A 23,449-nucleotide genomic window follows, 5' to 3' on the forward strand; every position below is an offset into this window, starting at 1 on the left:
GACCCCCTTAGCGGATACAGATGATTTCAACACGGCGGTTTTTAGCCATGCCGGTCGACGTTGCGTTGGAGGCAACGGGTTGACGCTCACCAAACCCACGCACGTCCGAGATATTGGCCCCGGTGGAGCGCGCAACCTGTGCAACCGCCATCGCGCGATTGTAGGACAGTTTCATGTTGTAGCTGTCCGAGGCGCGGCTGTCGGTATGACCGGCAATGATATAGGCGGTCGCAGAGGCATCGTTGAAGAACTGTGCCAGACGCTGTTTGCCCGACGACGAGATACGGTGGCTATCTGTCGCAAAGAATTGGTCAGAGTTCATAACGCCGCAGACGTTGCCGCGGTTACAGACTGGAATGCCTTTGCGGTCGGTGCGCGGTGACATGTACCCTTCGACACCATCATCCATAACCCAGTGCTGGCAGCCATCCGGGTCAATCCAGATACCTGGAATATATTGCTCACCCTGAATGGTGCGCGTGTTTTGCGTCGAAATAAAAGGTGATTTTTGCCCCGCTACATCGGCAAATGCCGGCGCGGCGGCCGAAATGCCAGCGAGAGCAGCCAGCGCGATTGCGCCGACGGCTTTGGTCATACGATTAGCCACAGCCACTGTCCCTTGGTTTGTGTTTCCCCCACTGCGCGCGCACGATTTGGCAGCGGCACACGCAAACTTACTATAATCAACACATTAGCAAACAATTCACGCGTGTGAAGCGAAAAGGCCGACTCATTGGCGCGGAATCGGAAACAATTCCCGAATTCCTAATGCTTTCTTGTGGATAACCTTGTTCGCCATTACGAAACAATGGCTTGTTAAGGGGTTTAGCGCGGGAGTACGTCGCCATTTAGTGAGTTTCGACCCGACGAAACGATTCGCACCGGGATCATGTCACCGGGGGCGATTCCCTCGGCTTGTCCTTCTGCTTGGACATGAACGGCGTGCAGATATTCGGATTTTCCAACCATCTGCCCCGGCTCGCGACCGGCTTTTTCGATCAAAACCGAAACATCGCGACCAATCATTGCGTCTTGAAGGGCGCGCTGTTGTTGAGACAACAGGGCCTGAAGACGCTGCAGGCGGTCATTCTTTTCATCCTCGGGGACCTGAGCGCGTTCAGCGGCCGGGGTGCCAGGGCGTTCAGAGTATTTGAACGAAAAGGCCGAGCCATATTCAACGGCTTTGATCAGGTCGAGCGTGTCTTGGAAATCTGCTTCGGTTTCTTCGGGAAAGCCGACGATAAAGTCACCGGACAGATGCAGATCGGGGCGCACGGAACGCAGTCTTTCGATCAGCTTCAGGTATTCCTCGGCTGTGTGCGCGCGGTTCATCCGTTTGAGGATCTTGTCGCTCCCGGCCTGAACCGGCAAATGCAAGTAGGGCATCAGCTTGTCACAGTCACCATGAGCGGCAATGAGATCATCGTCCATGTCATTGGGGTGCGAAGTGGTAAAGCGGATGCGTTGCAAGCCGTCAATCTTGGCCAATTCGCGGATCAACCCACCAAGGCCCTTGTCGTGGCCGTGATAGGCGTTGACGTTTTGGCCCAGCAAGGTCAGCTCGCGCACGCCGCGGTCCACCAGATCACGCGCCTCATCCATGATGCGGGTCGCGGGGCGGCTGACTTCGGCCCCACGGGTGTAGGGCACGACGCAGAAGGCGCAGAACTTGTCACAGCCCTCTTGCACGGTCAAAAACGCCGTCGGGCCACGCTTGGCTTTGGGGCGTGACTTCAGAGCGGTGAATTTGTCATCCTCGGGGAAATCCGTATCCAAGGCCTTTTGACCAGAGCGGGCTTTGGCCTCAAGCTCGGGCAGACGGTGGTAGCTTTGCGGACCAACCACCAAATCGACCATTGGCTGACGGCGCATGATCTCTTGGCCTTCGGCCTGAGCCACACAACCGGCAACCCCGATTTTGAGATCCGGTTTTTCGGCCTTGAGGCCTTTGTAGCGGCCAAGCTCGGAATAGACCTTTTCCGCCGCCTTTTCGCGGATGTGACAGGTATTGAGGAGAATCATGTCCGCGTCATCGGGTGTGTCCGTTTGAACATAGCCCTCGCCGCCCATGGCCTCGGCCATGCGTTCGCTGTCATAGACGTTCATCTGACAACCATAGGTCTTGATGAAAAGCTTCTTGGGCTCGGTCATGTCATGTCCTGTCGCGTTTTTGGCGGGCGGGCGGCCATTTTCGTCGAAAAATTCGCACCCCGATCAGAGGCCGCAGATAACGCAAAAAGACCCTGTCTTGCAATGCACGAGATTTTCACCGATTCTGGGAGAAATTTCCGGGGCAATCCCGGCAAAGAGGCAGATCATGTATTACGACGGGCTCAACGATTATCTCAAACGCGGCGGCGCGGCGCTGGCCAAAGGGCCAATCGCCTTGGTTTTTGCCGAAGATGACGCAGAGCTGGGTACAACCCTGCGCCATCACCTGCATTCTGGGTTCACATCGGTGACGGTCTTTATGTCATCCCTGTTCACCTTACCCCCCGATCTGGAAAACAAAGTGCACCGGGTCGAATACGATATGACGGTGGACAACGCCCTGCCAGACGCGATGAACGCCGTGATCGAAGCTGCCCCCAACGTCTGGATGTATTACTGCTACAACGCCGAATATCTGTTCTATCCGTTTTGCGAGACGCGGACGGTGGGCGAGTTGTTGAGCTATCATACCGAAGAGCGGCGCGATTCAATGCTGGCCTATGTGGTCGACCTATACGCCGGCGATCTCGACAAATGCCCCAATGCTGTGTCGCTGGACGATGCGCATCTGGATCGGTCGGGCTATTACGCTCTGGCCCGATCCGACCCGGCCAACAACAACTACCCCAAGGAACGGCAACTCGATTTCTTTGGCGGTTTGCGGTGGCGTTACGAAGAACACGTACCCGTTGAACGGCGCAAAATTGACCGCGTGGCCTTGTTCAAATCCAAACCGGGTTTGAAAATGCGCGACGACCACACCTTTGATGACGAAGAATACAACACCTACACCTGCCCTTGGCACAACAACCTAACGGCGGCGATTGTGTCGTTTCGCACCGCTAAAGCTTTGAAACGCAATCCCGGATCAACTTTTGATATCCGTAGTTTCCGCTGGTACAATTCAACGCCGTTTGAATGGCATTCCCGTCAGTTGCTGGATTTAGGTCTGATCGAGCCTGGGCAATGGTTTTGACATTGCCCTAACCGCGTAGCAAGCGCTGCAAATTCCGTGCACGGAATTTGCGAGGCGGTGCCCCTACCCCTGTTCGGCGTAGGAACAGATATCGAGATGCCCATCCGTTGCCCGGGTCATCGCGTCATTCACAAACACCGCATGTACAAATTTGGGTGCCTCGGAGGAGCCGTAGTTATAGCTGACGCAGGCTTCGTCCCAATTGTTGGGATTACGTTCGAACCCGGCATCGGGGCCAAGGGCCACGGCTGCCTCTGCCGGGGACACCCCTTTGGCCAATTTGCGCGCCACACCGTCGCTTGACGGCGTACTGGCATCGGGGGCCGCGCCTTGCATACATCCCGCCACGCCTAGCATGGCAACACTCGACAACACAAAACGCAGCATAACAGCCCCCTAGATCACAGATTCTCTTGTTGCGGCATACCTAGCACATGGAAGCCGCCGTCGACCCGAACAATTTCGCCAGTGGTGCAAGCACCCGCATCGGAAATCAGCCAAACCGCCGTGCCGCCCACCGCGTCAAGCGTCGCGTTTGAACGCAAAGGCGCGTTTTGATCGGTGTGCTTATAGGTTTTGCGTGCCCCACCAATCGCCGCCCCAGCAAGGGTTTTCATCGGCCCCGGTGAGAGCGCATTGACGCGAATCCCTTCGGGACCAAGATCATTGGCAAGATAGCGCGTGGTCGATTCCAGCGCCGCCTTGGCAACACCCATGACGTTGTAATTCGGCGTCACGCGGGTTGAGCCCATATAGGTGAGCGTCAACAGGGTGCCGCCGTTTTCCTTCATCAATGGGTGGGCGCGGCGCGCCACTTCGATGAAAGAATAGGCCGAGATATCAAGCGAGTTTTTGAAATTCTCGCGCGAGGTGTTCAAAATCCGCCCTGTCAGCTCATTCTTGTCGGAATAGGCAATGGCGTGAACAACAAAATCAATGCTGTCCCAACGCGCGCCAAGCTGTTCAAACGCGGTGTCGAGCGAGGCGTCGTCGGTGACGTCGACATCAACCATAAAGTCACTTCCGACGCTGGCCGCCAGTGGCTCTAACCGTTTGCCAAAGGCTTCACCTTGGTAGGTGAAGGCCAACTCAGCCCCGGCTTCGGCACAGGATTTGGCGATGCCCCAAGCGATAGAGCGTTCATTGGCGACACCCATGATGAGGCCGCGTTTCCCTTTGAGATCAATGGTCATTTTTCAAATCAATCCTTGAATTTCGACATGACCATCGAGCCGTTGGTGCCGCCAAAGCCAAATGAGTTTGTCATCACCGAATCCAGCCCGGCGTTTTCCACCAGCTCTGTCACAATTTCCTCGGGCTTGAGCGCCGGGTCGAGGGTTTCGACGTTGATCGATGGGATCAAGAAGTCATGTTCCAAGGCCAAAAGGCAATAGATCGCCTCTTGAGCACCTGTCGCCCCTTGGCTGTGGCCGGTCATCGATTTGGTCGAAGAGACCGGAGGTGTCGAGCCTTCGCCAAACACCCGACGGACGGCTTCGATTTCACCAACATCACCCACCGGGGTCGATGTGCCATGCGCGTTGATATAGCTAACTTTGCGGCCTTCTGGCACGGTGGACAGCGCCACGCGCATTGCCCGTTCGCCGCCTTCACCAGATGGAGCAACCATGTCTGCGCCGTCGGAGGTGGCCCCATAGCCGGTGACTTCGGCATAGATTTTTGCGCCACGCGCCTTGGCGTGTTCGAGATCTTCGAGCACGACGATACCGCCGCCGCCGCCAATCACAAAGCCGTCGCGATCCGCGTCAAAGGCGCGGCTCGCGCGCTCTGGTGTGTCGTTGTATTTCGAGGACATCGCGCCCATCGCGTCAAACAGACAGGACAGGGTCCAATCAAGCTCTTCGCCGCCACCGGCAAACATCACGTCCTGCTTGCCCATCATGATCTGCTCGGCTGCGTTGCCGATACAATGCAGCGACGTCGAACAGGCCGAGGTGATGGAATAGTTGATGCCCTTGATTTGAAAGGCGGTCGACAGGTTGGCGGAAACCGTCGAGCACATGGCTTTGGGCACCGCAAAAGGGCCGATCCGCTTGGTCGCGCCGGTTTTCAACACGGTCTGATGGGCGGCCAACATGGCGCTGGTGGACGGGCCACCCGAGCCAGCCACAAGACCGGTGCGCGGGTTCACAACGTCGCTTTCCTCAAGACCGGAATCCTCAATCGCCTGTTGCATGGCGATATAGGCATAGGCCGCACCGGGGCCCATGAAGCGCAGCGTACGCTTGTCGATATGGTCCGCTGGGTTGAGGTTGATATCGCCAGCGATCTGGCTGCGGAACCCATGTTCTTTCATCGCCTCATTGGCGGTGATCCCGGATTTCCCGGATTTGAGAGATGCCAGAACTTCTTCGGCATTGTTCCCGATGCTGGAGACAATCCCCAGACCTGTAACGACGACACGGCGCATGCGGCCTCCCTAATTTTGCTTGCCTCTTAGTAGGGCATTGCTTGGGGAAGGTGCAAGGTGGTGCGGTATTTGCATCCACCTTGCACTGTTCAAAAAACTCTGATGAGCTCCGCTCGCACTATTGGATCCGCCAGAGAAGCGCCTCGGCAACTTGCATGCCGTTCATCTGAAACCAATCAACCTTGATGCGGCTGGCGTCATGACGGGTCACGACAAATTTGAGCCCGACGTAGCACCGGTCTGCTCCCACGGTAACATGTTCCCACCCCCGGATCAGATTGTTGGTGACCTGCTCAAAGCTCCAATTTGCCTCGCACCCGTCATCCGGCGTGTAAACCTTGGCCGAGTTTGATCGAAACTCGATGTAAACCGGCCATTCAAGACCGGATGGCAGGTATCCCTTGCCCTCCCAATGGCCCCGATTGTCTGACAAGAAATCCGCATGGGCCACCTGGCCGATAATCAGAAAAAGCACCAATAATAGCTGTCGCATAATGTGTCCTCCTGCCCCGATTATCGCACAAATGGTAAATCTCGAATATGTCGTAGATCAAAGGGCGCTGTGCTTTGTCCAAGGGCCCTTTGCACAACCGGAGAACCTCTTGAGTTTCTTAAAAATCGTCCTTTCCGATTGAAATACTTGGCAAGCTCTCCGACATAGGCTGCAAAGAAATTTTTGTACGCATGTAAATTAGGTTATGTTTATGACGCCCAGAAACCGTCCGAGGCTTGCCGTGCTGATTGACGCCGACAATATCCCGGCAAAATTTGCGACGGCCATTTTGAAAGAAATTGGAACGCTGGGGGAACTCGCCCTTAGGCGTGTTTATGGCGATTGGTCAAATGGCCAACTAAAGGGCTGGACCGAGCAAGTGCATCAACATGGGCTTGTCGCGCATCAAAACACCGCCAATACCAAAGGCAAAAACTCGAGCGACATTGGCCTTGTCATTGACGCGATGGATTTCCTGCATTCCGGTATTTTTGATGGCTTTGTCCTGGTCAGCTCTGATAGCGATTTTACGGCTTTGGCCAACCGCATTCGGGAACACGGGCTTAATGTGATTGGCATCGGAGAAAGCAAAACACCCGCAAGCCTGAGAAATGTGTGTAACCGGTTTGTTCTGCTGGAAAATATTGTAGAAGAGACACCGCGCCGGAGCGGTGGCGCGATACTCAATGGCAAACGATCACCTCAAGAGGCTGTGCCACTGATCTATGCGGCCATGGATAAAATAGACCCTGACAGTGATAGCTATAAGCTTTCTGGTCTTGGTAGTCAGATCATGGCGGCAAACACGGATTTTGACACGCGCAGTTTCGGATTCAAAAAGCTTAGCGATTTGATCAACAGCCTTTCGCAATTCAAGCTGCACAAGACCGAGACGGAGCTAAGAGTCAAAAGGGCAGGCTAAATCGGGGTGCTGAGGTCCTTGGACAAAAAAAGAGGCCCGCGGGCCTCTTTTAAATCATTTAAGCGGATGAAAATATTCACTTAGCTTTCGCTCAGCGCGACTTTCATGTCCTTGACTTCATAGGCCAATTCGCCGTCGATTTCGACGACGCCATCGGCAACACCCATGGTCAGACGTCGGGTTTGGATGGCTTTGGTGAAGTCGATTTTATAGGTCAGCAATTTCGCCTCGGGGCGAACCATTGCCTTGAGCTTGATCTCACCAACGCCAAGCGCATAGCCGCGCCCCTGCCAGCCACGCCAGCCAAGGTTAAAGCCGGTCAACTGCCACAATCCATCTAGACCAAGGCAGCCGGGCATAATTGGGTTGCCGGGGAAATGGCAGTCAAAGAACCACAGGTCCGGTGTGATATCGAATTCAGCCAAAACATGGCCTTTGCCATGTGCACCACCGTCAGACGAGATTTCGGTAATACGGTCCATCATCAGCATAGGCGGTGCTGGTAGCTGGGCATTGCCCGGGCCAAACAAATCGCCTGCGGCGCATTTTAGAAGGTCTTCTTTGCTGAAGCTGGTCGGAAAGTCGGCCATGCGGACACGCCCCTTTTGTTCTGTTCTGTCTTATTTAAACCCCGTCTACCACTGCCCTTGCATGCCAGCAAGTAGGGCAACAATCACAGGGCCGCCAAGCGGCACTTTGCGATGAGAGTGAGGCGCACCTGCAAATTCGTTTGAAAAGATACCCCAATCAGACTTATATAAGGACTGCAGCATATGGGAACTGGCACCTGATGAACTCTCTGGCACTGACTCGCGGCAAAGAATGGCTCGGAAAATCGGACCTGCGTCCAACCCGACAACGCCTTGCTTTGGCGTCGCTTTTGATTGGCGATGGCCAAAATCGCCACGTCACCGCCGAGAGCCTGTTTGAAAGTGCCAAGACCATGGGCGAACCGGTGTCGCTGGCCACGGTTTACAATACGCTCAAGGCGTTTTGCTCGGCTGGTTTGATGCAAGAGGTAACGGTTGATGGCTCGCGTAGCTATTTTGACACCAACACCCACGAACACCCGCATTTCTTTTGGGAAGACAGCGGCAAGTTGACTGATGCCTCGGCAGATCAGCTGAAAATCGTCGAATTGCCGCAAGCCCCAGAAGGTATGGAAATAGCCGCCGTTGATGTGGTGATCCGGTTGCGCAAAACCTAAAGCAATCAAGGCACAGCCTTAAATGGCAATGTATTGGGTGGCGCTCCACGCCCCCACGCACATCCACAAAACGACCAATACCATAAAGACCAAGCGCAAAATCCACCCGTTCAAATAGGTGAACGCGGCACCAAGGCCGATCAAAAAGCCAAGCCCAAACAAGAGAAGCCAAGGGTTTTCAGACACGGTCAAAACCGGTGCGAAAAGCAGGAAAACAGCGGTAAAACCTCCATTTAGCGCCTGCTCTACGCCCACCCCATGAGATAGAAGCCCGTAGATCACAGGCAACGCCACAGCCAAAGAAAACCCCAAAAGACTTTCACGCCATTTGGAAGCACTGATCGGCATACGTATTCTTTCAACAAATAAACACTGGTACCCGCGGCCGGACTCGAACCGGCACGGCCTATTAAGCCTGGAGATTTTAAGTCTCCTGTGTCTACCATTCCACCACGCGGGCCAGTGCGCGCGACAATAGCTTGGCCGTCGTCGGTGTAAAGACCCAGAAAGGTTAAAGCTCTTGTCCGGGGAGCGGTTTTAGCAAATGCCGTTCCGACAGCCACGGGTTCAACGCCAACGCTTCACGAAGGGCCTTTTGCCCCTCGACTTCGCGCCCCAACGCCAACAGGGTCAATGCCCGCCCCGACAAAGACCCCAAGTGCTTGGGATTGATCTCAAGCGTACGTTCAAGATCGGGCAAGGCGGCTTCATAATCCTGACGCAAGTAATTGACGAAGGCGCGTTGGTTGTAGCCTTCGGCGTAAAACGGACAATAAGCGACCAGCGCGTCAAACCGATCTATCGCCATTAGAAAGTCCCACGCGGCGCGCGCTTTCATGCCTTCGTCTAGGATTTCCTGACTGGCCTCATCGGGCGCATCGGCCCAATATTGCCACATCTGGTTAGAGACTTGGCGCGCCTGCATGTCGCCGTCGACTTGCTGAAGTTGGACATACAACCCTTGCAAGGGTTCGGAATGGTCTGGTGCCTCGGGACAGCCATCCGCAACGGCGGCCCCAGCCCAAAAGATGGTTATTAAAGCTGTGCGTATCATACGGATATCGTGCAACAGATCAGCAATCCGTCAAGTCACGTCTGCGAGACCGTCCTCTTTGACCGCTTCCATTGCGACATAGGTCGAGGTGGCCGACATCCCCGGCAGGGTTGATATCTTCTCTGCCAAAACCCGTCGATAGGATCGCATGTCGGCGGTGCGCACCTTGAGGAGGTAGTCAAAGTTCCCTGCAATAAGATGTACTTGTTCGATTTCGGGCACGGCCGCCGCCGCTTGGTTAAACTTGGCCAAAGCCGCCTCGGAGGTCGAGGTCATCTTGACCTCGACAAAAGCGACATGATCAAGGCCAAGGCGGATTGGATCGAGGATTGCACGGTAGCCACGAATGGCCCCATCCCGTTCTAGACGCCGCAAGCGCGCTTGGGTCGGAGATTTCGAAAGACCGATCCGGCGCGCCAAATCCGCAATTGATATGCGCCCCTCTTCGGCCAAGGTGGTGAGAATCGCACGATCAAATCGGTCGAGGCTCATATGATCCATTTGGACTGTCCATTTATCAAAACTAAGGCGGTTCGCCTGCTTTTTTGGCCAATATCAGAGAAATAGATGGAAATAAATAGGTTACACAGGATTCATCAACCTTTGACATCTCAAAGGCCCTTTCGGAGGATTCCATGCCCATATCCAAACTGCGCAGCCGCGTTGATGACCTGACCTATGCATCCGAACCTGAGATGGTGGCCCATCTGCGCAATCAGGCCAGTTTGAGCGCCTCGGAACGGATCGAGATTTCAACGAAGGCGGCGCAATTGGTGCGGGATATCCGATCATCGACCAAACCCGGCATGATGGAAGTGTTTTTGGCAGAATATGGCCTGTCCACCGACGAAGGCATCGCCTTGATGTGCCTTGCCGAAGCCCTTTTGCGGGTTCCGGACGCCACCACAATCGACGCCCTGATCGAGGATAAAATCGCCCCGTCCAATTGGGGCAAACACATGGGGGCCTCGACCTCGCCTTTGGTCAACGCCTCGACCTGGGCCTTGATGTTGACCGGCAAGGTTTTGAACGATGACGCCCCCGGCCCCGTCGGGCATTTGCGCGGTGCGATCAAACGTTTGGGCGAACCGGTGATCCGCACCGCCGTCGCCCGCGCGATGAAGGAAATGGGCGCGCAGTTTGTCTTGGGCGAAACCATTCAATCGGCGATGAAACGCGGCAGCGCCATGGAGGCAAACGGCTACACCTATAGCTATGATATGCTTGGCGAAGCCGCGCGCACCGAGGCCGATGCCCGCCGCTATCACCTTGCCTATTCGCGTGCGATTTCGGCCATAGCAGACGCCGCCCATAGTGACGATATTCGCGAAAATCCGGGCATCTCGGTGAAATTATCCGCGCTTTTCGCCCGCTACGACGAAATGCAGCGCGATGCAGTGATGCAAAATCTTGTGCCGCGCCTACGGTCTTTGGCGGGCCTGGCCCGTTCGGCTGGGATCGGGTTGAACATCGACGCAGAAGAGGCTGACAGGCTGTCGATCTCGCTTGATGTCATCGAAGCGGTGCTAAGCGATCCATCGCTGGCCGGGTGGGATGGCTTTGGTGTGGTTGTTCAGGCCTATGGCCAACGGGCCGGGGCCACCATCGATTTTCTGCACACGCTTGCCGAACAACACGATCGGCGCATCATGGTGCGATTGGTCAAAGGGGCCTATTGGGATAGCGAAATCAAAAAGGCGCAGGTGGCCGGGCTTGATGGTTTTCCGGTCTATACCGCCAAGACCAACACCGACATTTCCTATATCGCCAATGCCCGCAAATTATTGAGCATGAGCGACCGGATTTACCCGCAATTCGCCACGCATAACGCCCACACGGTTGCGGCGATTTTGCAGATGGCGGAACCCGGACAAGCCTATGAATTTCAACGGTTGCACGGCATGGGTGAGACCCTTCATGAATTGGTCAAAGACCAAAACCAGACACGGTGTCGGATTTATGCCCCCGTCGGCGCACATCGCGATTTACTAGCCTATCTGGTGCGTCGCCTGTTGGAAAACGGCGCGAATTCTTCTTTTGTGAACCAGATTGTCGATGAAGACGTTGCCCCGGAACTGGTGGCCGCCGATCCGTTTGAAGCAAAGTCAGAGGCGCAGATCACCCTTGGACCGGATTTGTTTCAACCCGAACGACCGAACTCCGCCGGGTTTGATCTTCGCGACCGCCCAACGCTTGAACAAATCGAAGATGCGCGTCAGCCGTTTCATGCTAGCCAATGGCATGCCCATCCGCTTGTCGCCAAAGACACCCCCAAGGGGCCATCGCGCCCTGTGGTCAATCCGGCGAACCCAGCCGAAAGCGTCGGCGATATTGTCTGGGCAACACCGGACATCGTGGCCCTAGCGGCGCAGGCCGCCCTACCTTGGGCCGCGTCCCCAGCGGAACGCGCCGTCGCCTTGAACCGCGCAGCAGACCTTTATGAGCAGCACTATGGCGAATTGTTTGCCTTGCTACATCGCGAGGCCGGTAAAACCATGCTCGATGTGGTTGCCGAATTGCGCGAAGCGGTGGATTTCCTACGTTATTATGCCGCGCGAACCGATGGGGCAGAGGCGCGCGGGGTGTTTGCCTGCATTTCACCATGGAACTTCCCTCTAGCAATTTTCACCGGTCAGATTTCGGCCGCTTTGGCGGCGGGGAATGCGGTTTTGGCCAAACCAGCCGAGCAAACCGGCCTGATTGCTTATCGCGCGGTTCAGTTGCTGCACGAGGCCGGAGTTCCCGCGACCGCGCTGCAACTCCTCCCCGGTGCCGGGGATGTTGGGGCCGCCCTAACAAGCCAACGCCAAGTTGCCGGTGTCGCCTTTACCGGATCGACCCAGACGGCGCAGATTATTCATAAATCTGTGGCCTCCAATCTGGCCCCCGGCACACCGTTGATTGCGGAAACCGGAGGGCTAAACGCGATGATTGTTGATAGCACTGCCCTTCCTGAACAGGCCGTCCAAGCCATTGTCGAAAGCGCCTTCCAATCGGCGGGTCAGCGGTGCTCGGCCCTGCGTTGCCTTTATGTTCAAGAAGACATCGCCGAGGATTTCCTTGAGATGCTCACCGGTGCGATGGACGCTCTGGTGCCCGCAACACCGTGGGAGCTGCGTTCGGACCTTGGGCCAGTCATCGACGATGCGGCCCGCGCTGGCATCATCGACCACATCGATAGGGCCCGCCGCGAAGGTCGAGAAATCAAACGCTGCGCTGTGCCAGAAACCGGATATTACGTGCCGCCGACCTTGATCCGCGTGGATGGCATTGCCGATCTTGAACGTGAAATCTTTGGCCCGGTGTTGCATGTCGCAACCTTTAAGGCCGATGAAATCGATACTGTGATCGATGCAATCAATGGCACCGGCTATGGTCTAACCTTCGGGTTGATGACCCGCATTGATGACCGTGTTCAACACGTGACAGACCGGGTTCACGCCGGGAACATCTATGTCAATCGCAACCAGATTGGCGCAATCGTCGGAAGCCAACCCTTTGGTGGCGAAGGGTTATCAGGCACCGGCCCCAAAGCTGGTGGTCCGTTCTATGTTGACCGCTTCCGCCACGTCGCCACCGCGTCCCAAAGCGGTGACTGGGCTGGCCACGATAGTGCGGATCGGGTGCAAACCGCGCTCAATGGCGTGCGCGACAAGTCAGAGCCAGTTTTACAGGAATTGCCCGGCCCGACGGGCGAATCCAATCAGCACGGCCATATGCCCCGCCCCCCGGTGCTTTGCCTTGGGCCGGGTGCCGAAAACGCCGCAAAACAAGCACAAGCGGTTCGCGACCTTGGCGGCTTTGCCATCGAGACACGCGGCCTGCTGCCAATTGATGCACTTACCACGCTTTCTGGTTTCTCAGGGGCGCTGTGGTGGGGCAACGATGACACCGGGGGCCCCTATCGCCGCGCCTTGGCCGACCGCCCTGGGCAGATCCTTTCGCTCATTACTGACATGCCGGATCAGGCGCATGTGCGCGCCGAACGCCATGTCTGCATCGACACCACCGCCGCGGGCGGCAATGCCTCACTCTTGGCAGGCGACGAATAAACCAAATGCATCTGGGCGGTGCAGGACATCGCCCAGATACCAACCCAGTCGATAGCGCTTGACGCCCGCGCAAAGCCTGCCACTCTCGCGATATGTTTCCAATTCGCGATCACAACCCGTCTGGCCGAACGCCCTATGTCACCTATGCGTTGATCATCATCAATGTCGTTGTCTTTGTCTCAACTTGGCATCTTTCGGCCTCGCCTCGCGAGCTTTTGCAGTTTTATGCCGACTACGCGCTTGTCCCGATTTTCCTAAGCGAGGGCAATGGCTTCACCGGATTGGTGACCTCCATGTTCTTGCATGGCGGCCTTGCCCATTTGGCCGGGAACATGCTGTTCCTGTTCATTTTTGGCGACAACTTAGAAGACGAGATGGGCCATGTTGGCTTTCTGGCCTTCTATCTGGCGGCGGGGATCGCCGCTGGGTTAATCCACTATCTTTCCGCCCCCTATTCCAATGTGCCCACCGTTGGGGCGTCGGGGGCAATTGCCGGGGTGATGGGCGGTTACCTGTTGCTTTACCCAAAGGCGAAGATCGACATTCTGGTGATCCTGATCATCATCTTCAAAATCTTCCCGGTGCCTGCTTGGATCATGCTGGCACTATGGTTTGGCATGCAGTTGATTGGCGGTGTCGGGTCCGATCCCAACGGTGGCGGCGTCGCTTATTGGGCGCATGCGGGCGGATTTGTCGCCGGGCTCGTCCTAACTATCCCGACGTTTTTGCGCCTTGGCGGCACACGTTTTTGGCGGGTCCACCACGGCCATCCGCCCCACCCCGAAACCGATTATTCACAAACCCGCGTACCTAGGATCAAGAAAAGATGAGTGACCCAGTCAAAGCCACCTGCCATTGCGGAGCCATCGAGTTAAGCGTGACCCTCACCGATAGTTTTAACACGGCAAGGCGCTGTGATTGCTCGTTTTGCCGTCGTCGCGGTGCTCCGGCTGTCTCGGCTCCATTAGGCGGGATCAAAGTGATCAAAGGCCAAGAGGCGTTGCGCCTTTATAGTTTCAACACCCATACCGCCAAACATCACTTTTGTTCGGTCTGCGGCATTTACATGTACCACCAACGCCGCTCAAACCCGAATGAATATGGGGTAAACCTGTATGCAATTGAAGGGGTTAACCCCGTCGATATGGAACCAATTTCATGGGTGGATGGCGTCAATCACCCATCCGACACCTAAGAGGCACGCTATGCATCCGCTTGTCACACAAGATCACATTGATCAATTTCAACGCGACGGGGTCACCCTTATCAAGGGGCTTTGGGCCGATCAGGTCGACACCCTACGTGCCGGTGTTGAGCGCAATATGACCAATCCCGGCCCCTATGCCGCCGAGAACCTGCACAAGGGTGAGGCAGGTCGATTTTTTGATGACTATTGCAACTGGCAACGGATTCCAGAGTTTGAGGATGTGATCCGCAATGGCCCCGCTGCCGCCGTGGCCGCCGATCTGATGCAGTCAAAACAAGTGCAATTGTTCCACGAACATGTGTTGGTCAAAGAACCGGGAACTTCCAAGCCAACCCCATGGCATCAAGACGGCCCATATTATTTTGTCGAGGGGCGTCAAACCGTTAGCTTCTGGTCTCCGCTTGATCCGGTGCGCGAGGCCTCGCTGCGATGCGTGGCTGGCTCGCATCTTTGGGACAAGCCGGTTTTGCCGACGCGCTGGTTATCTGAGGAGAACTTTTATCCCGACGAAGACACCTACATGCCGGTGCCGGACCCGGATGCCGAGGGAATGACAGTTTTGGAATGGCCGATGGAACCGGGTGACGCGGTTGCGTTCAACTATGGTGTCTTGCATGGCGCGCGCGGCAATACCACCGATCACCGCCGTCGCGCCTTTTCTCTGCGGCTCTTGGGGGATGACGCACGCTATGTCGAACGTCCGGGCAAAACTTCGCCCCCCTTCCCCGGTCATGACATGACACCGGGTCAACGCCTGCGCGATGATTGGTTTCCGGTTCTAGATCAGACATGACACGGGTGGTTGGCCGGTTCTTGGGGTCGCCGTCGCAAGGCAACCCCGCCGCTAAACTGGCTTAGCTGGGGTCGCGAATAGTTTTCGCAAAGCTGGAAAAGATATCGTTGTTGGCGCAGATCAAGCTGCCGCTTTCGAGTGGGTTTTGATCTTTGCGGATGCCTTCGATCAACGCACCGGCCTCTTGAGCGATCAAATAGCCACCTGCGATGTCCCAAAGGTTGAGCTCACGCTCCCAATAACCATCGTAACGGCCAGCGGCCACATAGGCCAAATCAAGCGCAGCCGACCCAAAGCGCCGCACGCCAGCGCATTGCGGCATCAAACGGGCCAAATCCTTGAGCGTGGCGGGCAAGGTACGCTTCGCGGCAAAGGGCACACCGGTGGCGAAGACGGATTCGATCATCCGGTTACGGCCCGACACGCGAATACGGTTCGAGTTGTTCAACCAAGCGCCCGCACCTTTTTCGGCAAAGAACATCTCGTCTTTGGCCGGGTCAAACACCACCGCCGACACGATCTGACCTTTGTGTTCCAAGGCAATCGAAATCGCCCAATGCGGTAGCCCGTGCAAAAAGTTCGTGGTGCCATCGAGCGGGTCAACGATCCAACGGCGGGTCGGATCTTTGCCTGCGATTTCAGTGCTTTCTTCACCCAGCCAGCCATATGTAGGACGCGCGCCCAACAGCTCTTCCTTGAGGGTGTTTTCCGCCGCGATGTCCGCGCGGCTGACAAAATCACCGGCCCCCTTCATCGAAACCTGGAGGTTCTCGACCTCACGGAAATCCTTGACCAAGGAACGGCCCGCCTTGCGCGCGGCTTTGATCATGATGTTTAGATTTGCACTGCCTTGCATGGCTTGGCCCCGTGAATAAAATGTGGTGGTGAAACGCGATCAGGCCGCGCATATACGCGGCCTGACGACAAAAGCCAAGGGATAAGCGCCTTAGCGGTAAACAACGCCCTTTTCGCCGGCGGGCGCATAAGCGCGTGCCGCAGGTGCGCGATATTTAGGCTTTGGTGTCGACGCGCGGCGCACTTTGCCCGGCCGGTCAACATAGGCACCCGCATTCGGCGTACCGCAGCAGATCACACCACCCGCCATAACCGGCTGAAGGCCAGCAGGGCAGTAATTGGGTGCGTTATAGGAATGCACCAAAGCGTTGGAATTCGGGTTATGCGTGGCATCCCCCATGTACATGTCGCCCCAAGCCATAGCGGCCGAGCCAGAAACGGCCATTGCGGCTGCCGCCACGAAAATACGTGCAATACGCATGATATCCCCCATTCAAGACTGGTTAATTCAGTGTTTTGTCCAAGCTACCAATACCGGCGCAATAGTCAATTTATTCATACGAAAAAGCCCTAAAAACAGGGGGAAAGCCGAACTCTTTCCGCTAAATTCGATCATAAATGCCCAAAGTTCGGATGTTTGGTGCCTTGTCGCCATAGGCGAATCCCACTTTGGCCCAGCACCCAAAGGATGAAAAACCGCCGCAATTTGCGATGTTGAAACATTTGCCGCCTTGATCACACGGGTGATCACAGCCGCTTGACCGGGTCTTTTGCAAACCGTCCATGTCGCGCATTTTGGTAACACAGACACCAACACCGGAGCCCCACAATGACCCAGATGACCCGCCGTTCTCTTCTTGGCCTGACCCTTGCCGCCCCTGCTTTGATCCTGTCGACCCGCGCCGCATTGGCCAAAGAACCGGCCATTTATGCCGAAGGTGGCATTGCCATCGACGGATCAGACGCCGTTGCCTATTTTGACAACAACGGCCCGGTCGCGGGCTCGGCGTCTCATGCGGTGTCGTGGAACGGAGCCGAATGGCATTTTGCCTCGGCGGCCAATGCCGAAACATTCAAGGCCAATCCAACCGCCTATGCACCACAGTTTGGCGGGTATTGCGCCTATGCCGCCTCATTGGGATATGTCGCGCCAACGATGCCCGAAGCCTGGACGCTTTATGACGGTAAACTTTATCTGAACGCCAATCTGCGCGCCCGTGAATTGTGGCTCAAGGATGTTCCGGGCAATATCGCCAAGGGCGAAGCCAATTGGCCGGGCATTTTGGGATAACCCTTTGATCTCGGGGCACCAAAGGGTGGCGACCGGTGCGTTAACCATAACGCAGGGGATTTTTGCCACCTTTTGGGGGTCTCATTTCGCCCCCAAAGGAGAGCACCATGACCCCTATTTTGTCCCTGCTGAGCCTTTATTACATGTGTGATCAGGCGGCCGCGATGCGCGGTTTAACCCGTGAAGAAGTCACCGAATGCATGGCCAACTACGAACGTCTCAAGCTTGAGTTTATCGACGAAACCCCGGCCCCTTTGGGCAGCTCGGAACGCGCCGCTCAAATCCGCTTGGGTTATCGCGGTTTCAAAAGCTGGGAAGAGGCCAATGCCGATCTTGTTAATGACTTGCGCAGCCAAGCCCGCGCCGAGTTGCAAGGCAGCTAATCCAACAAAAAACAGGCCTGTCCAGTTTTTACTGGTACAGGCCCGCAATGACATCACCGCCGATGCCATGGTTTATGAAACGTCGGCGTTAAGAGCCGTAGCGCTCAAGCAAGGTTCGCAGCGCCCCCGGCGACAGGGGAAACAAGCTCTGACGCGCGGGTGTTGGCAAAGTTGGACGATTTAGCATCTCTTCCCTCCCATGACATTTGATCCATGTATGGAGGAAGCGCCGGGCAAGATCATGGGGAGAATGCCAATAGGTTTCCCCAAGCCGAACGGGCTTTGCCCGGCAGGGGGATGGCTCCGGCGTGCCAGATGTCAGCCTTTCGTCAAACGATCCGCCTTTTTGCGGACCAGCACGGTGCGCAAATCATGCATTGCCAGTAGCAAGGAATCCGTCACTTCTTCGAGCTGCTCAGGGCTGGCCTTGGATTGCGCCCATTGCGTTGTGGTGTTCATGTAGTCCACCGCGCGATGAATATCGTCGATGTCGCGCATCGCCAAAAGCGCCTTGCGTTCGGCCATCCAACGCTTGATTTCCTTTTGGTCCATTTGGCTTAATTCGCGATCACCATGGGGCTTGATCTCGCCCTTGTTCATGTTGATCACCGCGATTTGTTCCATTTCAATCCGGCGCTGGCGGTTCTCCGTATCAACACGAAAAACCGCCGCGCCGTTTTCACGGATGCGGTAGTAATACTCAGGAAGCTCGCTTGTCATATCAGCTCCTTAGGATAGACCGTCACAGAAACGGGCAATGCGGGTGCAGGCCTCTTTCAACGCCTCGTCGGACGTAGCGTAACTCACCCTAAAGTTGGGTGATAGTCCAAAAGCTGCGCCAAAAACGACTGCTACGCCTTCCTCTTCCAGCAATGCTTTGCAGAAATCCTCGTCTGTGGCGATTTTTGCGCCACCCGCTGAGGTTGTGTTCATGCAATCCGCAATCGACGGATACACATAGAACGCCCCTTCGGGTGTTTCACAGGTGATCCCCTTGCAGGCGTTCAACATCTCAACCACGAGGTTGCGGCGCCGCAGGAACGCCTCGGCCCTATCGGCAAGAAAGTCCTGAGGGCCATTGAGCGCCTCTACGGCGGCCCATTGGCTGATGCTTGATGGATTGGTGGTCGACTGGCCTTGGATCTTGCGCATCGCCGCGATCAGATGTTCGGGCCCACCGGCATAGCCAATCCGCCAGCCGGTCATGGCATAGGCTTTGGACACGCCGTTCACCGTCAAAGTGCGGTCATAGAGACGTGGTTCAATCTGCGCCGGGGTGGTGAATTCGAACCCATCATAGGCGAGATGTTCATACATATCATCGCTCATCACCCAAACATGGTCGTGGCGCATCAACACCTCGGTGATAGCCTTCAACTCGTCACGCGAATACCCTGCCCCGGTTGGGTTAGAGGGTGAGTTAAAGATAAACCACTTGGTTTTCGGGGTGATCGCCGCTTCTAACGCTTCGGGGGTGATCTTGTAGCCAAGCTGACGTTCCCCTTCGACAATCACCGGCTCACCACCGCCCAAACGCACCATATCCGGGTAACTCACCCAATAGGGGGCCGGAATGATCACCTCATCACCGGGATTCAGGGTTGCCATCAAGGCGTTGTACAAGACCTGCTTGCCGCCTGTGCTGACGCTGATCTGCTTGGGGGTATAGTCCAACCCGTTCTCACGCTTGAACTTGGCGCAAATCGCTTCTTTCAGCTCAATGATCCCGTCGGGGGCGGTGTATTTCGTCTTGCCCGCTTCAATCGCGGCCACGGCAGCGGCCTTGATGTTGTCCGGCGTGTCAAAGTCCGGCTCACCGGCCCCAAGCCCGATCACGTCGCGCCCCGCGGCCTTAAGCTCGGCCGCCAGTTGCGTCACCGCCACCGTTGGAGATGGTTTCACGCGGTCAAGGGTCTGCGACAGAAAGGACATAGGTCACCTGTTTGTATAAATGCCGTTCATGTCATAGTTTGCCACCGGGTCCCGATCAAGCGGTCCGAAACGGAGAATTTTTCACCATGAGCGACAGTATTGATCCATTAGCCCCTGATACAGACGTCGATTGGTATGGGCCGGAGGCCGCGACCTTTGGCGACCGGCTTGCCGCCGCCCGCGAAGCCGCCAGCATGACACAAGGCGCATTGGCCAAACGATTGGGCGTCAAGCTCAAGAGCCTGCAAAACTGGGAAGAGGACCTCTCAGAACCACGCGCCAACCGTTTGTCGATGATGGCCGGGATTTTAAACGTGTCGATGGTCTGGCTGATCACCGGCGAAGGCGAAGGCGTCTCTGAGCCGGGTGAAGAGGAAACAATCGCCCCTGATGTCAACGCTGTGCTGACCGAAATCCGATCGCTTCGGGCCGAATTCAAATCGCGTACCGATCGGTTGGGGTTGTTGGAAAAGAAACTGCGCATTTTGCTAAAGGAGCAAACGACCAATGTCTGAGACCCGCGACACCCGCCTGCGCCGATTAAATATGCGTTCCATGCGTCGTGGCACCAAGGAAATGGACATCTTGTTGATGCGCTATTCGGCGGAACGGTTGGCCGATCTATCCGATGCGGAACTCGACGCCTATGAGGCGCTTCTGGATGAAAATGATCAAGACATTTACCAGTGGATTTCGCAGCAAAAACCATCGCCCTCGGAACATGAACCTATGGTTGCCGATATCATCCGGATCGCCGCCAACGGCTAAGCATATTTCCGCCGCTTTCCGTGCGCCTGCCCTATGATTGCGGATTCCGTCCCGGTACCGAGCTGTGATAACCTATTTCTGAAACAGGTATTTTGAGTATCGGGGCACATCATGCAGGTCACACGACGCACGTTCACTTTGGGGGCTTCGGCCCTTGTCCTGACCGGCTGTAGCGGTGGCGGCACCGCGCAGGTCGCATCCTCTAGCAAGGTTGATCCGGCGTTCTTGCCGCAACCCAATGCGTCCTATGACAAATGGGTTGCCGCCTTCAAAAAACGCGCGGCGTCGCGCGGGATTTCCAACGCGACATTGACCGCAGCATTTCGGGGTCAGGGCTATTTGCCTGGCGTGATCGACCGCGACCGCAACCAGACCGAATTCAAACGCTCGCTCGAAGATTACCTTGCCATTGTCGCCCCCGAAGAAAAGGTCAGCATTGGGCGCAATGCCTATGCCGGACAACGCCAAGCGCTTGCTCAGGTCGAAGCGCGCTATGGCGTTCCGTCTGAATTTCTCGCCTCGATCTGGGGCCTTGAAAGCTATTTTGGCACCAAACGCGGCACAATTCCGGTGATCTCGGCCACCTCGACCCTTGCTTGGGAAGGGCGGCGCGGGCGCTTCTTTGAAAGCAATCTGATGAACGCCTTGCGGATCGTGCAATCGGGCGACGCCAAGCCAAGCCAATTGGTTGGCAGTTGGGCCGGGGCCATGGGGCATACCCAGCTTATTCCTGATGCCTATCAATCACATGCGGTTGATTTTGACGGCGATGGCAAGCGCGACATTTGGAGCAACAACCCGATTGATGCCTTTGCAACCACCGCGCGGTTCTTGCAAAAAGCCGGGTGGAGAAAAGGGCGGACTTGGGGGCTTGAGGTCAGACTCCCTTCGGGCTTTGACGCCGGGATCGGCCATCGCAACAAGCGCAGCGTTGATAGCTGGCGGTCTTTGGGGGTCAAAGCGGCGGCTGGTGGTGGCCTTCCTGATCACGGTTCGGCGGCGATCCTTGCCCCGATGGGGCGCGACAAACCGGCGTTCTTGGTGTTCCACAACTTCAACATGATCAAACGTTACAACCCGTCCGACAACTACGCGTTAGGCGTTGGGTATATGGCAAGCCGTCTGGCCGGTGGCGGGCCTTTGAAAACGCCCTTTGGCCGCGACAAATACGGTTTGGTTTTGGAAGAGCGCAAGGCCCTGCAAAGCGGGTTGACCCGCGCCGGTTTTGACGCAGGTCGCCCCGATGGGGTCATCGGCAAGAAAACCGAAGCGGCCATTCGCGGGTTTGAAAAATCTAAGGGTTTGCCGATCACCGGAACCCCATCACCATCGCTTTTGTCGATGCTGCGTTAAACCTTGGCCGCCAGCGTGATGAGCTGGCGGATGGCAGGGTTTTCCAGCTCGGCCAACGTGGTGATTTTGACATGACGGCGAAATTTGCCGGACCCTTGCAGGATATGGCTCGGGTCTGGCAAATCGGCCCCATGGGTGAACTCAATGCTCATGTGGTTTTTGTAAAAGAAATAGCCACCAAATTGGCTGTCGGCGTCCCCGGCCACGGCCTCAAATAGCTTACCGCCATATTTCGGGACAAAATCCACATCGGGGCAGATTTCGAGCACCATCTCGACAACTGCCGCGTCCAACTCTTTTTCGACCGTCTTATCCATTAGCCCAAATTGTCCCCATCTATTTCAGATGCCAGTTCAACAATGCACCCGTTCAGGTCGCGAAGATAGGCCACGGTTTGCCCCCACGGCTTTTGCTGGGGCGCTGCCACCGGGGTTGCCCCGCCTTCGATCGCGCGATCAAAAGCTGTCAAAACATCATCGGGGATCAAACAGATTTCCCAAGCCGCTGCCAAAGCGCCGGAGCGGTTGGGCGCGACGGCCAAACCGTTGAGCTCAACCGCGCTTTCATCTGCAAAGGCCAAAGCCGTCGCACCGGTTTCCATTTCGGCGTAGGTTTTGCTGTCGTGCATAAAACGCTGTTTTAGCCCAAATGCGGTTTCATAAAACGCGACCGTTGCGGGCACGTCGGTGACGTAAATGATTGTATATCCAAGTTTCATAATGGTTTTTTAACAAAGCCAAGCAGTACCCGATTGAAGATTTCGGACATATCGCACCCGATTTATGCGAGTTTGGAAAACCCCGGCAGGCTCATCGCGGTGGGAATATGCGCGGGGGAAAACCCACCGAAACGCCGAAAGCTGCGGATCAAATGGGCCTGATCGCTATAGCCCGCCTCATAGGCCGCCTCACTTGCCGATAGGCCAAGATCGCGGATCAGGCGCAGCGCACGATGAAACCGGATGATCGAGGCATAGAGCTTGGGGGGTAATCCCACTTGCGCCGCAAACCGGCGGTTCAATTGACGTTCTGACAGGCCCAATTGTGCAGCCAGATCATGTATCGCGATTTGCCCGCCCGAAAAGCGGATCAACGACAGCGCATTTTCAGGAAGGTCGCCGCGCCCTGCCCGTTCCAACTTGTTCTCCAACGCTTCCAATGCGGTTTGCAGATCGGCAATCGTTTCGGGCTGGTTTTGCGGGGTCAGCGCCGGCAAGGCCGCAGTGGCGTCGGGCCCGCGCAAAACCTGATCACGGGCGCCCGCAAGCCCCGCGCCCCAAACCGACAAAGCCATCCAAGGTTGCAAGCGAACACCGACCCAGACATCTCCGGGTTGGTAGGTCACTGGAAAGCTGGTTGTGGCCGGGCCGGTCAAAACCGGGGTGGCGTCGACAATGACATCACCTTGTAAACGCCCATGATAAATCACGTCACAACGCCCATCCGGCAAGATCAAAGTCTGGCCGACCTCGCTTGCGACATAGGTCCAAAACGTCTCGGCCCCGCTGGCGGGAAGCGGATCGGTTTCTTGATATCCCTGAGGCACTGGCATGGCAGCAAACTACGCGTGCCGCCTCCAAAC

30 protein-coding genes and 1 tRNA gene are annotated in these 23,449 nt (G+C 56.2%); 12 read left to right on the forward strand and 19 right to left on the reverse strand.

Features of this window, described 5'->3' with window-relative positions:
- Positions 1–7: 7 nt before the first annotated feature.
- Together Q1A43_RS15645 and miaB are read right to left on the reverse strand one after the other, a co-directional pair.
- The gene (locus Q1A43_RS15645) at positions 8–607 is read right to left on the reverse strand and encodes an OmpA family protein (RefSeq protein ID WP_299922753.1); all 600 of its coding nucleotides are present in this window, start codon (positions 605–607) and stop codon (positions 8–10) included.
- Between the two features lie 218 nt (positions 608–825).
- Positions 826–2,151, reverse strand: coding sequence for a tRNA (N6-isopentenyl adenosine(37)-C2)-methylthiotransferase MiaB (gene miaB, locus Q1A43_RS15650; RefSeq protein ID WP_299936692.1), 1,326 nt, complete (start codon positions 2,149–2,151; stop codon positions 826–828).
- Positions 2,152–2,317: 166 nt separating this feature from the next.
- Between miaB and Q1A43_RS15655 the strand changes: the two genes are divergently transcribed.
- Positions 2,318–3,187 (forward strand): hypothetical protein, encoded by an 870-nt coding sequence (locus Q1A43_RS15655; RefSeq protein WP_299936695.1) that lies wholly within the window; start codon positions 2,318–2,320, stop codon positions 3,185–3,187.
- Positions 3,188–3,250: 63 nt separating this feature from the next.
- Here Q1A43_RS15655 and Q1A43_RS15660 read toward each other — a convergent pair whose 3' ends face one another.
- The 4 genes from Q1A43_RS15660 to Q1A43_RS15675 form a co-directional block, all read right to left on the reverse strand.
- Positions 3,251–3,574, reverse strand: a complete 324-nt coding sequence (locus tag Q1A43_RS15660) for a hypothetical protein (RefSeq protein WP_299922747.1) — start codon at positions 3,572–3,574, stop codon at positions 3,251–3,253.
- 14 nt (positions 3,575–3,588) lie between these two features.
- On the reverse strand, positions 3,589–4,380 hold the full coding sequence (locus Q1A43_RS15665; protein WP_299936698.1) for an enoyl-ACP reductase: 792 nt from the start codon (positions 4,378–4,380) through the stop codon (positions 3,589–3,591).
- 8 nt (positions 4,381–4,388) lie between these two features.
- Positions 4,389–5,618, reverse strand: coding sequence for a beta-ketoacyl-ACP synthase I (fabB, locus tag Q1A43_RS15670; RefSeq protein WP_299922744.1), 1,230 nt, complete (start codon positions 5,616–5,618; stop codon positions 4,389–4,391).
- A 118-nt stretch (positions 5,619–5,736) separates the two neighbouring features.
- The gene (locus Q1A43_RS15675) at positions 5,737–6,111 is read right to left on the reverse strand and encodes a hypothetical protein (protein WP_299922742.1); all 375 of its coding nucleotides are present in this window, start codon (positions 6,109–6,111) and stop codon (positions 5,737–5,739) included.
- Positions 6,112–6,322: 211 nt separating this feature from the next.
- Here Q1A43_RS15675 and Q1A43_RS15680 point away from each other — a divergent pair, with 211 nt between their 5' ends.
- Positions 6,323–7,033 (forward strand): NYN domain-containing protein, encoded by a 711-nt coding sequence (locus tag Q1A43_RS15680; RefSeq protein ID WP_299936701.1) that lies wholly within the window; start codon positions 6,323–6,325, stop codon positions 7,031–7,033.
- An 80-nt stretch (positions 7,034–7,113) separates the two neighbouring features.
- Here Q1A43_RS15680 and fabA read toward each other — a convergent pair whose 3' ends face one another.
- Entirely contained in the window at positions 7,114–7,623 is a 510-nt protein-coding gene (fabA, locus tag Q1A43_RS15685; protein ID WP_299936704.1) for a bifunctional 3-hydroxydecanoyl-ACP dehydratase/trans-2-decenoyl-ACP isomerase, read from the reverse strand.
- A gap of 200 nt (positions 7,624–7,823) precedes the next feature.
- Here fabA and irrA point away from each other — a divergent pair, with 200 nt between their 5' ends.
- The gene (irrA, locus tag Q1A43_RS15690) at positions 7,824–8,240 is read left to right on the forward strand and encodes an iron response transcriptional regulator IrrA (protein ID WP_299922736.1); all 417 of its coding nucleotides are present in this window, start codon (positions 7,824–7,826) and stop codon (positions 8,238–8,240) included.
- 18 nt (positions 8,241–8,258) lie between these two features.
- On the opposite strand, the gene Q1A43_RS15695 is transcribed toward irrA, so the two are convergent.
- From Q1A43_RS15695 to Q1A43_RS15710, 4 genes are all read right to left on the reverse strand, one after another.
- Positions 8,259–8,588, reverse strand: coding sequence for a hypothetical protein (locus Q1A43_RS15695; protein WP_299922734.1), 330 nt, complete (start codon positions 8,586–8,588; stop codon positions 8,259–8,261).
- Positions 8,589–8,613: 25 nt separating this feature from the next.
- A tRNA-Leu gene (locus Q1A43_RS15700) sits at positions 8,614–8,700 on the reverse strand.
- 51 nt (positions 8,701–8,751) lie between these two features.
- Complete coding sequence (locus Q1A43_RS15705) at positions 8,752–9,294, reverse strand: hypothetical protein (RefSeq protein WP_299936706.1); 543 nt, start codon at positions 9,292–9,294, stop codon at positions 8,752–8,754.
- Positions 9,295–9,324: 30 nt separating this feature from the next.
- Positions 9,325–9,795, reverse strand: coding sequence for an Lrp/AsnC ligand binding domain-containing protein (locus tag Q1A43_RS15710; RefSeq protein ID WP_299922730.1), 471 nt, complete (start codon positions 9,793–9,795; stop codon positions 9,325–9,327).
- Positions 9,796–9,929: 134 nt separating this feature from the next.
- On the opposite strand from Q1A43_RS15710, the gene putA reads away from it, so the two are divergent.
- From putA to Q1A43_RS15730, 4 genes are all read left to right on the forward strand, one after another.
- Positions 9,930–13,346: a bifunctional proline dehydrogenase/L-glutamate gamma-semialdehyde dehydrogenase PutA gene (putA, locus tag Q1A43_RS15715; protein WP_299936709.1), complete on the forward strand. Its 3,417-nt coding sequence runs from the start codon at positions 9,930–9,932 to the stop codon at positions 13,344–13,346.
- Between the two features lie 92 nt (positions 13,347–13,438).
- Positions 13,439–14,176, forward strand: coding sequence for a rhomboid family intramembrane serine protease (locus Q1A43_RS15720; protein WP_299922726.1), 738 nt, complete (start codon positions 13,439–13,441; stop codon positions 14,174–14,176).
- The gene (locus Q1A43_RS15725; RefSeq protein WP_299936712.1) at positions 14,173–14,541 is read left to right on the forward strand and encodes a GFA family protein; all 369 of its coding nucleotides are present in this window, start codon (positions 14,173–14,175) and stop codon (positions 14,539–14,541) included. The genes Q1A43_RS15720 and Q1A43_RS15725 overlap by 4 nt, the downstream gene beginning before the upstream one ends.
- A gap of 10 nt (positions 14,542–14,551) precedes the next feature.
- Positions 14,552–15,346 (forward strand): phytanoyl-CoA dioxygenase family protein, encoded by a 795-nt coding sequence (locus Q1A43_RS15730; protein ID WP_299936715.1) that lies wholly within the window; start codon positions 14,552–14,554, stop codon positions 15,344–15,346.
- 61 nt (positions 15,347–15,407) lie between these two features.
- Here the strand turns inward: Q1A43_RS15730 and Q1A43_RS15735 are convergent, their stop codons facing one another.
- The 3 genes from Q1A43_RS15735 to Q1A43_RS15745 all read right to left on the reverse strand — a co-directional run bounded on the left by Q1A43_RS15735 (position 15,408) and on the right by Q1A43_RS15745 (position 16,892).
- Positions 15,408–16,202, reverse strand: coding sequence for an inositol monophosphatase family protein (locus Q1A43_RS15735; protein ID WP_299922721.1), 795 nt, complete (start codon positions 16,200–16,202; stop codon positions 15,408–15,410).
- 90 nt (positions 16,203–16,292) lie between these two features.
- The gene (locus Q1A43_RS15740) at positions 16,293–16,622 is read right to left on the reverse strand and encodes a hypothetical protein (protein ID WP_299922720.1); all 330 of its coding nucleotides are present in this window, start codon (positions 16,620–16,622) and stop codon (positions 16,293–16,295) included.
- A gap of 27 nt (positions 16,623–16,649) precedes the next feature.
- Positions 16,650–16,892, reverse strand: a complete 243-nt coding sequence (locus tag Q1A43_RS15745; RefSeq protein WP_299936718.1) for a hypothetical protein — start codon at positions 16,890–16,892, stop codon at positions 16,650–16,652.
- Between the two features lie 78 nt (positions 16,893–16,970).
- Between Q1A43_RS15745 and Q1A43_RS15750 the strand changes: the two genes are divergently transcribed.
- Both Q1A43_RS15750 and Q1A43_RS15755 read left to right on the forward strand, forming a co-directional pair.
- Positions 16,971–17,432, forward strand: coding sequence for a YHS domain-containing (seleno)protein (locus Q1A43_RS15750; RefSeq protein WP_299936721.1), 462 nt, complete (start codon positions 16,971–16,973; stop codon positions 17,430–17,432).
- Between the two features lie 107 nt (positions 17,433–17,539).
- A complete protein-coding gene (locus tag Q1A43_RS15755; RefSeq protein WP_299936723.1) occupies positions 17,540–17,815 on the forward strand; it encodes a hypothetical protein in 276 nt (91 codons plus the stop codon).
- A gap of 318 nt (positions 17,816–18,133) precedes the next feature.
- Here the strand turns inward: Q1A43_RS15755 and Q1A43_RS15760 are convergent, their stop codons facing one another.
- Together Q1A43_RS15760 and Q1A43_RS15765 are read right to left on the reverse strand one after the other, a co-directional pair.
- Positions 18,134–18,535 (reverse strand): hypothetical protein, encoded by a 402-nt coding sequence (locus Q1A43_RS15760; protein ID WP_299936726.1) that lies wholly within the window; start codon positions 18,533–18,535, stop codon positions 18,134–18,136.
- Positions 18,536–18,544: 9 nt separating this feature from the next.
- On the reverse strand, positions 18,545–19,747 hold the full coding sequence (locus tag Q1A43_RS15765) for a pyridoxal phosphate-dependent aminotransferase (protein WP_299936729.1): 1,203 nt from the start codon (positions 19,745–19,747) through the stop codon (positions 18,545–18,547).
- A gap of 86 nt (positions 19,748–19,833) precedes the next feature.
- On the opposite strand from Q1A43_RS15765, the gene Q1A43_RS15770 reads away from it, so the two are divergent.
- The 3 genes from Q1A43_RS15770 to Q1A43_RS15780 all read left to right on the forward strand — a co-directional run bounded on the left by Q1A43_RS15770 (position 19,834) and on the right by Q1A43_RS15780 (position 21,868).
- Positions 19,834–20,262, forward strand: a complete 429-nt coding sequence (locus Q1A43_RS15770) for a helix-turn-helix transcriptional regulator (protein ID WP_299922714.1) — start codon at positions 19,834–19,836, stop codon at positions 20,260–20,262.
- Entirely contained in the window at positions 20,255–20,515 is a 261-nt protein-coding gene (locus tag Q1A43_RS15775; RefSeq protein ID WP_299922712.1) for a succinate dehydrogenase assembly factor 2, read from the forward strand. Before Q1A43_RS15770 ends, Q1A43_RS15775 begins: the two co-directional genes overlap by 8 nt.
- Before the next feature lie 111 nt (positions 20,516–20,626).
- Positions 20,627–21,868: a lytic murein transglycosylase gene (locus tag Q1A43_RS15780; protein WP_299936731.1), complete on the forward strand. Its 1,242-nt coding sequence runs from the start codon at positions 20,627–20,629 to the stop codon at positions 21,866–21,868.
- On the opposite strand, the gene Q1A43_RS15785 is transcribed toward Q1A43_RS15780, so the two are convergent.
- From Q1A43_RS15785 to Q1A43_RS15795, 3 genes are all read right to left on the reverse strand, one after another.
- Positions 21,865–22,185: a DUF1801 domain-containing protein gene (locus tag Q1A43_RS15785; protein WP_299922709.1), complete on the reverse strand. Its 321-nt coding sequence runs from the start codon at positions 22,183–22,185 to the stop codon at positions 21,865–21,867. The genes Q1A43_RS15780 and Q1A43_RS15785 overlap by 4 nt on opposite strands.
- The gene (locus tag Q1A43_RS15790) at positions 22,185–22,586 is read right to left on the reverse strand and encodes a VOC family protein (RefSeq protein WP_299936733.1); all 402 of its coding nucleotides are present in this window, start codon (positions 22,584–22,586) and stop codon (positions 22,185–22,187) included. The genes Q1A43_RS15785 and Q1A43_RS15790 overlap by 1 nt, the downstream gene beginning before the upstream one ends.
- A gap of 62 nt (positions 22,587–22,648) precedes the next feature.
- The gene (locus Q1A43_RS15795; RefSeq protein WP_299936736.1) at positions 22,649–23,419 is read right to left on the reverse strand and encodes an AraC family transcriptional regulator; all 771 of its coding nucleotides are present in this window, start codon (positions 23,417–23,419) and stop codon (positions 22,649–22,651) included.
- Positions 23,420–23,449: the final 30 nt, after the last annotated feature.

Source organism: uncultured Pelagimonas sp., from assembly GCF_947498515.1.
Taxonomy (GTDB): Bacteria; Pseudomonadota; Alphaproteobacteria; order Rhodobacterales; family Rhodobacteraceae; genus Pelagimonas.

Bases quoted from the DNA above. Each gene is read 5' to 3' on its own strand.
- miaB (WP_299936692.1), bottom strand. From the start codon at position 2,151: ATGACCGAGCCCAAGAAGCTTTTCATCAAGACCTATGGTTGTCAGATG.
- Q1A43_RS15720 (WP_299922726.1), top strand. From the start codon at position 13,439: ATGTTTCCAATTCGCGATCACAACCCGTCTGGCCGAACGCCCTATGTC.
- Q1A43_RS15665 (WP_299936698.1), bottom strand. From the start codon at position 4,380: ATGACCATTGATCTCAAAGGGAAACGCGGCCTCATCATGGGTGTCGCC.
- Q1A43_RS15655 (WP_299936695.1), top strand. From the start codon at position 2,318: ATGTATTACGACGGGCTCAACGATTATCTCAAACGCGGCGGCGCGGCG.
- Q1A43_RS15755 (WP_299936723.1), top strand. From the start codon at position 17,540: ATGACCCCTATTTTGTCCCTGCTGAGCCTTTATTACATGTGTGATCAG.
- Q1A43_RS15785 (WP_299922709.1), bottom strand. From the start codon at position 22,185: ATGGATAAGACGGTCGAAAAAGAGTTGGACGCGGCAGTTGTCGAGATG.
- irrA (WP_299922736.1), top strand. From the start codon at position 7,824: ATGAACTCTCTGGCACTGACTCGCGGCAAAGAATGGCTCGGAAAATCG.
- Q1A43_RS15725 (WP_299936712.1), top strand. From the start codon at position 14,173: ATGAGTGACCCAGTCAAAGCCACCTGCCATTGCGGAGCCATCGAGTTA.
- Q1A43_RS15770 (WP_299922714.1), top strand. From the start codon at position 19,834: ATGAGCGACAGTATTGATCCATTAGCCCCTGATACAGACGTCGATTGG.
- Q1A43_RS15780 (WP_299936731.1), top strand. From the start codon at position 20,627: ATGCAGGTCACACGACGCACGTTCACTTTGGGGGCTTCGGCCCTTGTC.
- Q1A43_RS15710 (WP_299922730.1), bottom strand. From the start codon at position 9,795: ATGGATCATATGAGCCTCGACCGATTTGATCGTGCGATTCTCACCACC.
- Q1A43_RS15750 (WP_299936721.1), top strand. From the start codon at position 16,971: ATGACCCAGATGACCCGCCGTTCTCTTCTTGGCCTGACCCTTGCCGCC.
- Q1A43_RS15775 (WP_299922712.1), top strand. From the start codon at position 20,255: ATGTCTGAGACCCGCGACACCCGCCTGCGCCGATTAAATATGCGTTCC.
- Q1A43_RS15705 (WP_299936706.1), bottom strand. From the start codon at position 9,294: ATGATACGCACAGCTTTAATAACCATCTTTTGGGCTGGGGCCGCCGTT.
- Q1A43_RS15765 (WP_299936729.1), bottom strand. From the start codon at position 19,747: ATGTCCTTTCTGTCGCAGACCCTTGACCGCGTGAAACCATCTCCAACG.
- Q1A43_RS15790 (WP_299936733.1), bottom strand. From the start codon at position 22,586: ATGAAACTTGGATATACAATCATTTACGTCACCGACGTGCCCGCAACG.
- Q1A43_RS15795 (WP_299936736.1), bottom strand. From the start codon at position 23,419: ATGCCAGTGCCTCAGGGATATCAAGAAACCGATCCGCTTCCCGCCAGC.
- Q1A43_RS15660 (WP_299922747.1), bottom strand. From the start codon at position 3,574: ATGCTGCGTTTTGTGTTGTCGAGTGTTGCCATGCTAGGCGTGGCGGGA.
- Q1A43_RS15730 (WP_299936715.1), top strand. From the start codon at position 14,552: ATGCATCCGCTTGTCACACAAGATCACATTGATCAATTTCAACGCGAC.
- Q1A43_RS15680 (WP_299936701.1), top strand. From the start codon at position 6,323: ATGACGCCCAGAAACCGTCCGAGGCTTGCCGTGCTGATTGACGCCGAC.
- fabA (WP_299936704.1), bottom strand. From the start codon at position 7,623: ATGGCCGACTTTCCGACCAGCTTCAGCAAAGAAGACCTTCTAAAATGC.
- Q1A43_RS15760 (WP_299936726.1), bottom strand. From the start codon at position 18,535: ATGACAAGCGAGCTTCCTGAGTATTACTACCGCATCCGTGAAAACGGC.
- Q1A43_RS15735 (WP_299922721.1), bottom strand. From the start codon at position 16,202: ATGCAAGGCAGTGCAAATCTAAACATCATGATCAAAGCCGCGCGCAAG.
- putA (WP_299936709.1), top strand. From the start codon at position 9,930: ATGCCCATATCCAAACTGCGCAGCCGCGTTGATGACCTGACCTATGCA.
- Q1A43_RS15675 (WP_299922742.1), bottom strand. From the start codon at position 6,111: ATGCGACAGCTATTATTGGTGCTTTTTCTGATTATCGGCCAGGTGGCC.
- Q1A43_RS15740 (WP_299922720.1), bottom strand. From the start codon at position 16,622: ATGCGTATTGCACGTATTTTCGTGGCGGCAGCCGCAATGGCCGTTTCT.
- fabB (WP_299922744.1), bottom strand. From the start codon at position 5,618: ATGCGCCGTGTCGTCGTTACAGGTCTGGGGATTGTCTCCAGCATCGGG.
- Q1A43_RS15695 (WP_299922734.1), bottom strand. From the start codon at position 8,588: ATGCCGATCAGTGCTTCCAAATGGCGTGAAAGTCTTTTGGGGTTTTCT.